This is a genomic window from Streptomyces sp. R11 (assembly GCF_041051905.1).
GTDB lineage: Bacteria > Actinomycetota > Actinomycetes > Streptomycetales > Streptomycetaceae > Streptomyces.
This window is the reverse complement of record NZ_CP163432.1, coordinates 5,068,259-5,080,751: the sequence shown is the minus strand read 5'-3', so window position 1 is coordinate 5,080,751 and position 12,493 is coordinate 5,068,259. Positions and strand designations below refer to the sequence as shown.

Genomic DNA, 12,493 nt, shown 5'->3' with positions numbered 1-12,493 from the left:
GGCTCAGGCGGTGAGGGGAAAGCCGTCGAAGCCCTCAGCCGTCCGCGTCACCAGAGCGATGTTCTCCGCCATCAGCAGCTCCTGCACGTCCTCACTGGGCGCTTCTGGCAGCAGCACCGCGAGCCGCAAACCGTCCGGGACTTTCAGGTGCCGGCGGTAGTCCAAGAGCTGGCCGATCGCGAAGCGCACGGCGTTGCGGGTTGCCTGCCCCTTGGCTTCGTACAGCACGTTGTCGGTGCTGTCGTACAAGTCGGGCACCAGGGCGCCCACTTCGCCCTCGATGGTGATCTGGAAGCTATTGAAGACGTGGCCTGCCGCCGTCAGATGATCCTCGAAAGCCGTGACCAACTGGCCCTCGCGGCGAATGACCTGGCGCTCGCCACCCCGAATGCTGGCAGTGGTGCTCCCCGTGGAGTGCTTCTCCGTCTTCTTGTCCTTGACCCCGGTCTGCTTCGCCTTCTGCTTCGCGGGCGGGACGGGGGCCTTCGGGCTGACAGGCAACTCGACCACACTGCTCACGGTGGCCGGCATCGCCACGTCCGCATCCGTAAGTGACCACGTCACCCCCGGTACGGGACGCAAGCGGAAGACGAACACCCGCCGCATCACCTTGTCTCCGCCCGGCGCATGGCGTTCCACGTAGGGAAGCACGGGATCCACCAGCACCGGCCCCACGAACCGGTGCCGAACGCCCCCCTTGGCGGCGCCCTTCTTGCCGGCCGCGACGAACAGCAACACCTGACGGCCATCGGTGACGCTGTCCAGCAGGGCTTTGTTCCCGGACGTCATCTGCTGATTCCCCGACACCCCTTCGCCGGTGTAGAGGAAGAGCGGGCCGTATTCGTCGTCCTCGACCTGCCCGTCGAAGGTGTAGCCGTGCTTCGCCCCCGCCTTCGGGTCGGAGTAGATCAGCACCGTTTTGCCATTCGACGGGGTCTGGATACCCCCCTGGATCGCACCGCCGTAGAGCGCCTTCACCTCAGCGCGCGTCGCGATCGTGCCTGGAACAAGGTCGTCAGTCGCCATGAGACGCAACCTATCCAGTCCCACTGACACAACCCTTTGCCGGCCCACTGCCGGCAAGTAGGGCGGCCCCTCTCTCGCAAAGAAGCGGGGCCGCCCTTGCCAACCAGTCCTCTACAGACCTGTTGGAGGTCTCCAGCATGACCCAACCCACCGACATCCGGCGAGACACTGCGCTTCAGCTCGCGGCCTCCGGCGTGCCGGTCCTGCCCCTACGGGCCGGGAAGGGGCCGTTCGGCAACTGCCGTGCCTGCACCCGAAACGCGTGCGGCGGCCGGCCGAACATGAAGCACGCCGGGTCCTGTGCCTGCCCCCGCCCGTGCCACGCCTGGGCCGCCGCCACCACCGACCCCACCGTCCTGCGCTCCCGGGAATGGGCGGGTGCGTGGCGCGAAGCGGCGGCCGTGGCCTACCACCCCGGCGGCGCCGGTCTCACGGTCGTCGACCTCGACAACGCGGCGGCTATCGCATGGGCTCGCGAGACGCTGCCCCGCACCCGCACCGTGGAATCGACGCGCGGCGAGCACTGGATCTACCAAGGCGTCATGGCCTCATCCAACGCGGTCCGGCCCGGTGTGGACATCAAGTCCTCCATGGCCTACGCCCGGTGGCTCGGTCCCGGCACCGGCACCATCACCGCCCTGCCAGACATCGTGCGCGCTCTGACCGTGAAGGAGCCCTGCCCGGTCCGGCCGGCGTCGCATGTCACCGTGCCGGCCGGGGGCGCCGGCGGGGAGTGCCGTCACCGAACACCCACCTACCTGGAACGTGGCATCGCCATGGCCGAACAGCAGATCACCGAGGCCTGCAGCGCGATCCACGCCACCGTCTACCGCACCTTCCTCGCCGTACTGTCCACTCACGGCCGGTGCGGCTGCCTCGCAGACGCCCACATCGCGCGGCTGTTCACCGCCGCGCAGGCCAAGGGGGAATCTGCTCGGCACTGCACCGACGCGTGGACCAACGCCCGCACCACGTTGGGACTGTAGCCATGTCCGACGACGACAAGACCCCGGCCCGCGAGGTCATCGCTGACTACGCCCAGGCGCACTTCCGCTACTTCCGCACCGCCGACGGGACCGTGTTCGCGCAGAAGAATGGCCACCCCGTGGCCCGCCCGATCCGCTCCCAAGGCACTGCGGGCAGCCACCGCCAGGAACTCATGGTCGGCCTCTTCAAGGACGGCCGCGGCGTGTTCAACGGGACCGCGCTCAAGGAAGCGTTGGACTTGATCGAAGCCTTGGCGATGAGCCAGGACGTACAGCCCGTCCACATCCGCGTAGCGCCCGGATTCGAGGGCGCGACCTGGCTCGACCTCGGGCGCAACGACGGACAGTCCGTCCGCATCCACCCCACCGGCTGGGACATCCTCACCCCCGACCCGCGCGAGGTGTGCTGGCGACGCACCCAACTCACCGGCGAACTCCCCCTGCCCGCCAAGGACACCAACGGCAAAGGCATCGACCTGCTACTGAGGCTGTGCAACTTCGCCAATGCGGAAACCGAATGCCTGGCCGTCGCCTGGCTCATCGGCTGCCTCGGGCCGTCCGTGCCTGTCCCCGCCCCGTTCCTCACCGGCCCGCAGGGCGCGGGCAAGTCCACCGGCGGACGAATGCTCGTACGGATCATCGAGGGCATGACCGGCGACCTGCGCCGCGCGCCGAAGGACGAGGAGAACCTGATCGCGGCCGTGGCAGCCGGGTGGGTCACAGCCCTGGACAACCTCTCCCACCTCGCCCCCGACCTGTCCGACCTGATGTGCTGCGTCGTCACCGGCGCCGAGACCATCAAACGCGCCCTCTACACCGACGGCGACGTGGTTCGCGCCCGCTATCGCCGCCCTCTACTCCTCACGGGCATCGACGTGGGCGTCATCCGGCCCGACCTCGCCGAACGCCTCCTCCCGCTGCGCCTGGAACGCCCGCGGGTGCGGCGTACCGAGGCCGAACTGTGGGGGGAGTTCGAAGAGGTCCTGCCCGCCGTCCTCGGATCGTTACTCGACCTCACGGTCAAGGTCCGGGCAGCGGAAGCGGACATTCCCACGGATCTGCGCATGGCCGACTTCGCCCACCTGTGTGCCCAGCTCGATGCGGCGACCGGCCTGGGAGCGCTCAACGCCTACCGCACCAGCCTGGACGACCTCAACGACGACGTCATCGAGGGCGACCTGCTCGCGCAGACCGTGTTGCAGCACGCCGCCGGCCTGGAAGCGGGCGCAGAGGAGCGGATGACGTCTGCCGAATGGCTGCACTGCCTCACCCGCCTGTACAGCGGCGAGGACTGCCGCCCGCTGCCCAAGGGGTGGCCGACCACCGGCAAAGTCCTCTCCGACCGGCTCAAGCGCCTCCAACCCACCCTGGCTGCCCGCGGAGTCCTCATCGACTGGGGCCGCACCAAAACGGCCCGCTACATCGAGATGACCCGCCCCCCGGCCCCACCGCCACACGAGCAGGAACAGGCGTTCTGACCTGCGGCACCACGCCCCCGGACAAGCAAGAAGAGCACCACGTCCCAGCACGTGCTCTTCTTGCTGTTCGGCGCAGCGCGCCGGCCAACGGTCGTGCCGCGGAGCGGCTCCTTCTTCACGCCTTAAGGCGCAGTGCACCACAACAGACACCCCTCTCGTTTCCCAAGAGAGAAACGCTGCGTCACCTGCGTCACCCAGGCCCAGAAAACAGTGGGTGACCTACCCATACAGCGGTGACGCAGACGGCCTGCGGCTGCGTCACCTCGCGTCACCCGCGTCACCCGCGTCACCGGTGACGATCAGCCTGCCGTCATCGGTGACGAACCCCTTAACGCCATGCGTCATCCCAAACTCCCAGGTCAGACGCACGAATGACGTAGATGACGCGGGTGACGCAGAAATCCACACCTCGGACACATGCCGGCCCCAAGGTCCCGAGCCCCACTCCCGAGGGTAAGAAGAGCTGCCCAGGAGGTACCCCGGATGAGCGCCGCGATTGCCGCCCCCGTCGATCGGCTCCTGTACAAGCCCGAGGAGGCGGCCGAAGCCCTTGCCATAGGCCGCTCGACCGTCTACGAGCTGATGGCCGAAGGCGCCCTGAAGTACATCAAGTTGGGCCGTACACGCCGCATACGGCGTACTGACCTCGAAGTCTTCGTAGCGACCCTCGCACCATTGCCCGACTGACCAGCAGACACCCTGAGGCGCTCCGAACACATCACTCGGGGCGCCTCGCGCATGGAGGAACTATTGAGCCCCCGCAAGCCGAATTATGAATCGACCATCTACTTCGGCGATGACGGCTGGTGGCACGGTCGCGTGACCATGGGCGTACTGGCCGATGGAAGCCCCGACCGCCGCCACCGCATGGCGCGCACGGAACCCGCAGTGCGCCGCAAGGTCCGGGAACTAGAGAAGCTCCGTGATGAGGGGCGTGCGACCAAGGCAGGCCGGAAGCCCACGGTTGAGCAGTGGATGGAGATCTACTTGACCGATATCGCGAGCCTGAAACTCAAGCCACGGTCCCTGGACGACTACTGGTCCAAGACCCGCAACCACATCGTTCCCGGCGTCGGGAAGCACCGCATCGACAAGCTTGCGCCGGAGCACCTCGAGCAGATGTATCGGGCCATGCTCGACGCCGGGCACGCGCCATCCCACGTGGTCAAGGTTCACCGCATCCTGTCGCGGGCTCTGAAGATTGCCCACCGCCGCCGAATGATCGGCGAGAACGTCGCCACGCTGGTTGATCCGCCCAGCATCGACGAAACCGAGACGAACCCGTTCACCCAGGAGGAAGCGAAGGCGTTCTTGGAAGCGGCGGCCAAGCGGCCCACGTTCATGCGGTGGATCGTCGGTGTCGGAATGGGGTTCCGGCAGGGCGAAACCCTGGGGCTGCGGTGGTCGTATGTCGATCTACAGGCCGAACTGTTCCACCCGAGGTGGCAGCTTCAGCGCCTCACCTGGCGGCACGGCTGCGGTGACGCTCACTCCTGCGGAGACCGTCTGCACCGCTTCGAGCTCTGCCCACCGAACTGCGCCACCCACAAGGGCTACAAGCGAGGCTGTCCGAAGCCGTGTGCTCCGACCTGTGTCAAGCACGCGAGCAGCTGCCCCAACCGCAAGGGCGGAGGGCTGGCCTTCACCCGGCCGAAAACCAAGAAGAGCACGAACCCTGTGCCGATCCCGCCCGCCTTCATCCCCTACCTGATCGCGCACAAGGAACAGCAGGACGAACTGCGGGAGGCGGCCGGCGAACTCTGGCAGGAGCACCACGCCGTGTTCACCCGGCTCGATGGCCGCCCTATCGATCCCCACGACGACTGGAAGGAGTTCAAGGAGCTACTGGCCGAAGCGGGCATCGGTGACCGGCGTCTCTACGACGGGAGCCGCCACACGGCGGGCACGATCCTGAACGAGCTGGGGGTGGACTTGCCGACCATCATGGAGATCCTGCGGCACACCCAGATCAGTCAGACGCGCCGCTACGTCAAGGGCCGCTCACACCTCTCCAAGGACGCCATGCGTCGCATGGGAGAAGCCTTTATGCCCGCCTCGGAACCTGCATCTGAGCCCGCAACTGAGACTAGGACTGAGACTGGGAACCGTCGCGCGGCTCGCGCCCTACGTCGACGCCGCATCCGCTGAACGAAAAAGCCCAGCTCAGACACTGTCTGAGCTGGGCTTGGAAAGAGCCGCCTTCGGGATTCGAACCCGAGACCTACGCATTACGAGTGCGTTGCTCTGGCCATCTGAGCTAAGGCGGCGCGCTGTCCGCACTATGGTGCGATCAGCAACGTCGGTAAGTCTACACAGTTTCTGAGGGTGCTCCGTACCGCCCCCTACCCGGCCCTCCGCGGCCCTCCTCCGGGCCTCCGGCGACTTCACCGGGCCCCGGAGCGTGCGGCGCTCCGGGCCCGACATCACCGACCCGCAGCCGTCAGCAGCGCTTGTCCCGGGCAGGCGGCGTCCCCCGGAGGAGATACGTGTTGATCGTCCTGTCGATGCACGTGCTGCCCCGCCCGTACGCCGTGTGGCCGTCGCCGTCGTAGGTGAGGAGGCGGGACGAGGAGAGCTGGCGGGAGAGGGCCTTGGCCCAGCGGTAGGGGGTGGCCGGGTCGCGGGTGGTGCCGACCACGACGATGGGTGCCGCGCCCCTCGCCTCGATCCGGTGCGGCTCGCCGGTCGGTGCCACCGGCCAGTACGCGCAGTTCAGGGTGGCCCAGGCCAGGCCCTTGCCGAAGACGGGGGACGCCTTCTCGAAGGCGGGGAGGGCCGCGCGCACCTCCTCGGGGGTGGAGAAGGCCGCCGGGAGGTCCACGCAGTTGACCGCCGCGTTGGCGAACATCAGGTTCGTGTAGCGGCCGTCGGAGTCGCGCTCGTAGTAGCTGTCGGAGAGGACGAGGAGGCCCGCGCCGTCGTTCTCCCGCATCGCCGCGGACAGGGCGTCGCGCAGGGTGGACCAGGCTCCCTCGTCGTACATCGCCGCGATCACACCGGTGGTGGCGAGGGATTCGCCGAGCTCACGGCCGGCCGCGTCGCCGGTCGGGATCGGCCGCGCGTCGAGCTTCTCGAAGAAGGCCTTGAGGTTCTTGCCGACCTCGTTCGCCTTCGTACCCAGCGGACAGTCCCGCTGCCGCACGCAGTCCCGGGCGAACGCCTGGAACGCCGTCTCGAAGCCCGCCGTCTGGTCGAGATTCATTCGGCGAGCGGGCAGGGACGGGTCCATGCCGCCGTCCAGGACCAGCCGGCCCACCCGGTCCGGGAACAGCCCGGCATACGTGGCCCCTAGGAAGGTGCCGTACGACGCCCCCACATACGACAGTTTCTCGTCCCCCAGCACCGACCGCAGGAGGTCCATGTCCCGGGCCGCTTCGGCGGTGGAGACATGCCGGAGCAGGCCGGGCGCGTCCGCTCCGCAGCCCTCGGCGAACTTCTTGTACGCGCTGACGAGCCGGCCTGTCTCCTTGGCGTCGTCGGGCGTGAAGTCCGTCTGCGTGTACGCGTCCATCTCACGGCCGTCGAGGCATTCGACGGGCTCGCTGCTCGCGACGCCGCGCGGGTCGACCGCGACCATGTCGTACTGGGCCCGCACCTCCATCGGGTAGCCGATCCCGGCGTACTGCTGGAGATAGCCGATCGCCGAACCGCCCGGCCCGCCCGGATTCACGAGCAGCGACCCGAGCCGCTTGCCCGGCCCCGTCGCCTTCTTGCGGGCCACTGCGAGACGGGTCTCCCCGCCGCCCGGCTTTGCGTAGTCGAGCGGCACCTTCAAGGTCGTGCACTGGAAACCGGGCACCCCGCAGCTGTGCCAGGTCAGCTTCTGTGCGTAGTACGGCGTGAGCGCGGCCGGCGTCGACCTCGGCAGCGCGGCCAGCGCCGCCCCGGCCGCCGGGCTGCCGGTTCTCATCGTCGCGTCGGGCGCCCCACCGGAGGAGCAGGCGGAGACGAGCAGTGCGGCAACGGCGATGAGGGTGCCGAACGTGCCGGCCCGCCGTGGGGTCGAGCGGCGGTTGCGTGGGCCCTGCCCGCTGGGGCTCGGGTCTGGGCTGACTGGAGAGCTGCGCCTGGTGTGCATTTGGCGAGCGTAACTCTGTGCAGTGGTTTGGATGCTGTGCGTGCACGTCGCGGCTCGTACGTGTTACATGGTCAACCTCCTGTTGATCACTTGCGGGCCTGCCCGGGGGCGGCGGGTAGGGCGGGGTCAGCGGACCACCCCGGCGATTCAGCCGGCTCTGAGTGCCATGGTCATCGCCTCCACCGCCAGCAGAGGCGCCACGTTGCGGTCGAGGGCGTCGCGGCAGGCGGCGATCGCCTCGATGCGGCGGAGTGTGGACTCCGGGGAGCTGTCGCGCGCGAGGCGCTCCAGAGCGTCCTCGGCATCCATGTTGGCGAGGGCCACGCGTGAGCCGAGCTGCAGGGCGAGGACGTCGCGGTAGAAGGCGGTGAGGTCTGTCAGGGCGAGGTCGAGGCTGTCGCGCTGCGTGCGCGTACGGCGCCGCTTCTGCTTGTCCTCCAGGTCCTTCATCACGCCCGCCGTGCCGCGCGGCATCCTGCCGCCCTGGGCCGCGCCCAGCGCCGTCTTCAGTTCCTCGGTCTCCTTGGCGTCCATCTCCTCGGCAAGCTGCTTCGCGTCCTCGGCGGCGGCGTCCACCAGCTCTTGTGCGGCCCTGAGGCAGGCGCCGACCTCGCCGAGCCGGAGGGGCAGCTTGAGCACGGCGGCCCGGCGGTCGCGGGCGGCGGGGTCGGTGGCCAGGCGGCGGGCCCGGTCGACGTGGCCCTGGGTGGCGCGGGCCGCGGCGGCGGCGACTTCGGGTTCGATGCCTTCTCGCCGTACGAGCATGTCGGCGATGGCGGCCACCGAAGGCGTGCTCAGGTTCAGGTGGCGGCAGCGGGAGCGGATGGTGGGCAGGACGTCCTCGACGGACGGGGCGCAGAGCAGCCAGACCGTGCGGGGGGCGGGCTCCTCCACTGCCTTCAGCACGGCGTTGGCGGACTTCTCGTTCAGCCGCTCGGCGTCCTCGACCAGGATGATCTGCCAGCGGCCGTTCGCCGGCGAGGTGAACGACTTGCGGACGGTGTCCCGCATGTCGTCGGCGAGGATCTGGGCTCCGACTGCGGCGACGGTGGTGACGTCGGCATGCGTGCCGACGAGTGCCGTATGACACCCGTCGCAGAACCCGCATCCGGGGGCGCCGCCCAGCGCCCTGTCAGGGCTGACGCACTGCAGCGCGGCGGCGAAGGCCCGCGCCGTCTGATTCCGGCCCGCCCCGGGCGGCCCCGTGAACAACCAGGCATGCGTCATCTTGGACGCCTCGGGGGGCGGCGCGTCGGCGGCAGCGGCGGTGACGAGGGCATCAGCGTCCCGAGCGGCAGCACCCAGCTGCTCACTCACCCTCTCCTGTCCCACCAGGTCGTCCCACACGCTCACGGGTCACGCCGCCCTTCGCTCACATTTCGCGGTGCGGGATCCATTGTGCGGGGCGGCACTGACAACGGGTGACGGAGCGGGCAGAGCCGACCCGCGGACGGCTCCGGCTTCGCGTCGGCCCACCGGACCCTCAACCAGATGCTGAGCCGGGTCGGCCGACCCCGAGCGGACCCCGCCTTGGGCCGACGGTCGCCGAGACGACCGGTGCCCAGCCGACGGTCGCCGAGACGACGGGTGCCCAGCCGACCGGCGCCGAACAGCAGCCCCGCCGGCTGACCAATTGGCCTCAACACCGGCCGATGTCAGCCCTGCCCAGCCTCAGCACCGGCCGGCCCCTACGCCAACGACCTCAGCGCCGCCGGCCCCGGCCATCGTCCTCGTCCTCGTGCGGCCCCAGCAGCTCATCCGCCAGCGTGGGCAGATCATCCAGCGGAGTCTCCTCGGCCCAGTCGGACCGAGCCCTTCGCCGCGGTGCCCCGGCCTCGTCGACCTGAGGCATCTCGCGCGTGCGTTCCTCGTCGCGGAAGTACCCCGGCGGAACCCGATCCGCGGACTCCCCCGACACCGAAGGCAGCACCGCGGTCTCATCCGCGGCCCCCGGACGTACCGGCGGCAGCACAGCGGTCTCATCGGCGGCACCGGGCGCCACCGGCGGCAGCACGGCGGTCTCGTCAGCCGCTCCCGAAGGCGCCGGCGGCTGCGGCAGCTTCGCCGTCACCTCGGCTTCGGACTCCCCGGAAGCACGGCCACCGGAAGTACGACCACCGGCAGCACGCTCACCCGAAGACCGCTCACCGCCCGTCCCCCGCCGCTCCTCATCCCGCACCGGCCGCAGCACAGTCGTCTCGTCCGAGGCCCCGGCGGGTGCCTGCCCCGGCGTAACGACCGGCGTCGGCACCGTCAACGCGTCCCCAGGAGCAGCCCCGGCAGCGGGCGCCGCCGGCTTCGGGCCCGCCTGGGCCTGCGCCGCCGCGTGCTCAGCCAGCCGCCGCGCCTCCTCGGCCCGCACCAGGGCCTCCTCCGCCTTGCGCTGCTTCTCCAGGCGGACCGCTTCCGCCTCGGCCCGCAGCCGCGCCTCATCCTCGGCCTGCTTGCGGCGGCGCTCCTCGTCGGCCTTGCGGCGCGCTTCCTCCTCGGCGCGCACCTTCTCCTCCGCGAGGAGCCGCTGCCGCTCCTCCTCGGCCCGTCGGCGTGCTTCCTCGGCCCGCAGCCGGGCCTCCTCCGCCTGCCGTTCGGCCTCGCGCCGCTGCGCCTCCTCCAGCTCGCGCCGCTTGCGCTCCTCCTCCTCGGCACGCAGCCGGGCGAGCTGCTCCTGGCGCTCACGCTCCAGACGCTCCTCCTCGGCCTTGCGGGCGGCCTCTTCCTCGGCCTTGCGGCGGGCCTCCTCCTCGGCCTTGCGGCGCGCTTCCTCCTGCGCCTGGATCTCCGCCTCCGACAGGGGCAGCATCTGGTCGAGCCGGTGCCGGATGACGGTCGTCACCGCCTCGGGCTCCTGGCCCGCGTCCACCACCAGGTACCGACCTGGGTCGGACGCGGCCAGCGTCAGGAATCCGGAGCGCACGCGCGCGTGGAACTCGGCCGGCTCCGACTCCAGCCGGTCCGGGGCCTCGGTGAACCGCTCGCGGGCGATCTCCGGCGAGACATCCAGCAGCACCGTCAGATGCGGCGCGAGTCCGTTCGTCGCCCAGCGGTTGATCCGGGCGATCTCCGTCGGGGACAGGTCACGGCCCGCCCCCTGGTAGGCGACCGAGGAGTCGACGTACCGGTCCGAGATCACGACCGCGCCGCGCTCCAGCGCGGGCCGGACCACCGTGTCGACGTGCTCCGCGCGGTCCGCCGCGTACAGCAGCGCCTCGGCCCGGTGCGACAGGCCCGCGCTCGACACGTCCAGCAGGATCGACCGCAGCCGCTTGCCGACCGCCGTCGCCCCCGGCTCGCGCGTGACGACGACCTCGTGGCCCTTGCCACGGATCCACTCGGCGAGCGCCTCCGCCTGGGTGGACTTCCCGGCGCCGTCGCCGCCCTCCAGGGCGATGAAGAACCCGGCCGTCGCGGGCACCTGCTCGGGGTCGTCCCCGCCGAGCAGCGCGTCCCGCAGGTCGTGGCGCAGCGGCACACCGGAGCGGTCGTCGACCTTGGCCAGCACCAGCACGGCCACCGGCAGCAGCAGCGCGCCGACCAGCATCAGCGTGAACGCCGCTCCGCCGTGGGCGAAGACGAACTTGCCGCTCTCCAGCCGGTGCGGCCCGATCAGCGCGGCCACCAGCGGCGCGATCACCGCGCCGAGCGCCACACAGACCCGTACGACCGCGTGCAGATGTTCCGTCGTGCGCGCGCGCCGGAATTCCTCGGCCTCCTGGTCGAGAAGGGTGTGCCCGGTGTTGGCGGCCACGCCCGCGCCGAAGCCGGCCAGCGTGATGATCAGCAGCACGGTGGTGACGTCCGGGACGAGTCCCGCGGCCAGCAGCGCGACGCCGGTGAAGGCGATCACCAGCGCCAGAAGGCGGCGCCGCGACAGCGCGGGCAGCACGGAGGGCGCCGTGCGGATGCCGACGACCACGCCGCCGGTCAGCAGGAGCACCAGCAGGCCGTACAGCACCGGGCCGCCGCCCAGGTCCTTGGCGTGCAGCACGGACACGGCGACCACGGCGGACACCGCCCCGGCGACTGCCGCGCACGCCGTCACCAGCAGCGGGATCGCGCCGGTACGGCCCTTGTCGACGCCCGAGCCGGTCTTCGGACGGCGCAGCCCCTCGAGCGGCGACCGCGCGCGCGGGGTGCGCGTGTCGGGCAACTCCAGGAAGGTCAGCACGGACAGGGAGGCGGCGAACAGACCGGCCGCGACATACGACGCGAGGGCCGCCTGGTGCTGCTCGAACCAGTCGAGACCGGTACCGAGCAGGTTGTTCAGCAGGGCCGCGACGACAAGCGCGGCGGCGGCCAGGGGGATCGCCACGAAGCCCGTGCGCAGCGACAGACGGCGCAGGGCGTCCATGTGGTCCGGCAGCGGTCGTACGGTCGCGCCCTCCGGCGGCGGGGGCGGCAGCAGCGCGGGCGCCGCGCTCTCCCGGCACACCGTCCAGAAGCGCTCGGCGACGCCGGTGACGAAGACCGTGACCAGGAGGAGCGCCAGCGCGTTGTCCGGCGTCCAGTCGATCCACAGGGGCGCGACGATCAGCATGGCGGCCCGCAGGCCGTCCGCGCCGACCATGGTCCAGCGCCGGTCGAGCGGGCCCTCCTGCGAGGTGAGCGAGGTCAGCGGGCCGAGGAGTACGGCGCCGAAGAGCAGCGTCGCCAGGATGCGCACCCCGAAGACGGTCGCCACTGCGAACGCCACGCCCCGGTAACCGCCACCGAACGACCCCTCGGCGATCGCCGCCTGAAGGGCCAGCAGGACCAGCACCAGGAGGGCGAGGATGTCGCCGACACCCCCTACCAACTGCGCGCTCCACAGCCGCATGAGCTGCGGTCGGCGAAGCAGGGCGCGGACGGCACGCTCGCGGGAGTCCGCGACCAGGGCGTCGTCGGGGGCGGGGTGGTGGGCCGCTGGCTGGTCGGCTCGCGTCATGCTT

At 70.5% G+C, this 12,493-nt stretch carries 8 protein-coding genes and 1 tRNA gene; 4 read left to right on the top strand and 5 right to left on the bottom strand.

Features of this window, described 5'->3' with window-relative positions:
• Nucleotides 1–3: 3 nt before the first annotated feature.
• A complete protein-coding gene (locus AB5J55_RS23515; RefSeq protein WP_369272560.1) occupies nucleotides 4–1,026 on the bottom strand; it encodes a hypothetical protein in 1,023 nt (340 codons plus the stop codon).
• Between the two features lie 137 nt (nucleotides 1,027–1,163).
• Here AB5J55_RS23515 and AB5J55_RS23510 point away from each other — a divergent pair, with 137 nt between their 5' ends.
• The 4 genes from AB5J55_RS23510 (at nucleotide 1,164) to AB5J55_RS23495 (ending at nucleotide 5,638) form a co-directional block, all read left to right on the top strand.
• Nucleotides 1,164–2,012, top strand: coding sequence for a bifunctional DNA primase/polymerase (locus AB5J55_RS23510; RefSeq protein WP_369272559.1), 849 nt, complete (start codon nucleotides 1,164–1,166; stop codon nucleotides 2,010–2,012).
• Nucleotides 2,013–2,014: 2 nt separating this feature from the next.
• A complete protein-coding gene (locus tag AB5J55_RS23505) occupies nucleotides 2,015–3,490 on the top strand; it encodes an ATP-binding protein (RefSeq protein ID WP_369272558.1) in 1,476 nt (491 codons plus the stop codon).
• 483 nt (nucleotides 3,491–3,973) lie between these two features.
• Nucleotides 3,974–4,177: a helix-turn-helix domain-containing protein gene (locus AB5J55_RS23500; protein ID WP_369272557.1), complete on the top strand. Its 204-nt coding sequence runs from the start codon at nucleotides 3,974–3,976 to the stop codon at nucleotides 4,175–4,177.
• A gap of 63 nt (nucleotides 4,178–4,240) precedes the next feature.
• Nucleotides 4,241–5,638 carry a tyrosine-type recombinase/integrase gene (locus tag AB5J55_RS23495; protein ID WP_369272556.1) on the top strand — a complete coding sequence of 466 codons (1,398 nt, stop codon included), beginning with the start codon at nucleotides 4,241–4,243 and terminating at the stop codon, nucleotides 5,636–5,638.
• Between the two features lie 45 nt (nucleotides 5,639–5,683).
• Here the strand turns inward: AB5J55_RS23495 and AB5J55_RS23490 are convergent.
• The 4 genes from AB5J55_RS23490 to tmk form a co-directional block, all read right to left on the bottom strand.
• Nucleotides 5,684–5,757: transfer RNA gene (locus tag AB5J55_RS23490), tRNA-Thr, on the bottom strand.
• 173 nt (nucleotides 5,758–5,930) lie between these two features.
• The gene (locus tag AB5J55_RS23485; protein ID WP_369272555.1) at nucleotides 5,931–7,568 is read right to left on the bottom strand and encodes an alpha/beta hydrolase; all 1,638 of its coding nucleotides are present in this window, start codon (nucleotides 7,566–7,568) and stop codon (nucleotides 5,931–5,933) included.
• A gap of 147 nt (nucleotides 7,569–7,715) precedes the next feature.
• The gene (locus AB5J55_RS23480) at nucleotides 7,716–8,921 is read right to left on the bottom strand and encodes a DNA polymerase III subunit delta' (protein ID WP_369272554.1); all 1,206 of its coding nucleotides are present in this window, start codon (nucleotides 8,919–8,921) and stop codon (nucleotides 7,716–7,718) included.
• A 349-nt stretch (nucleotides 8,922–9,270) separates the two neighbouring features.
• A complete protein-coding gene (gene tmk, locus AB5J55_RS23475) occupies nucleotides 9,271–12,489 on the bottom strand; it encodes a dTMP kinase (protein ID WP_369272553.1) in 3,219 nt (1,072 codons plus the stop codon).
• Between the last annotated feature and the right edge of the window lie 4 nt (nucleotides 12,490–12,493).

Excerpts from the sequence above, each read along its gene's own strand:
- AB5J55_RS23515 (WP_369272560.1), bottom strand. The coding sequence starts at position 1,026 with ATGGCGACTGACGACCTTGTTCCAGGCACGATCGCGACGCGCGCTGAG.
- AB5J55_RS23510 (WP_369272559.1), top strand. The coding sequence starts at position 1,164 with ATGACCCAACCCACCGACATCCGGCGAGACACTGCGCTTCAGCTCGCG.
- AB5J55_RS23505 (WP_369272558.1), top strand. The coding sequence starts at position 2,015 with ATGTCCGACGACGACAAGACCCCGGCCCGCGAGGTCATCGCTGACTAC.
- AB5J55_RS23500 (WP_369272557.1), top strand. The coding sequence starts at position 3,974 with ATGAGCGCCGCGATTGCCGCCCCCGTCGATCGGCTCCTGTACAAGCCC.
- AB5J55_RS23485 (WP_369272555.1), bottom strand. The coding sequence starts at position 7,568 with ATGCACACCAGGCGCAGCTCTCCAGTCAGCCCAGACCCGAGCCCCAGC.
- tmk (WP_369272553.1), bottom strand. The coding sequence starts at position 12,489 with ATGACGCGAGCCGACCAGCCAGCGGCCCACCACCCCGCCCCCGACGAC.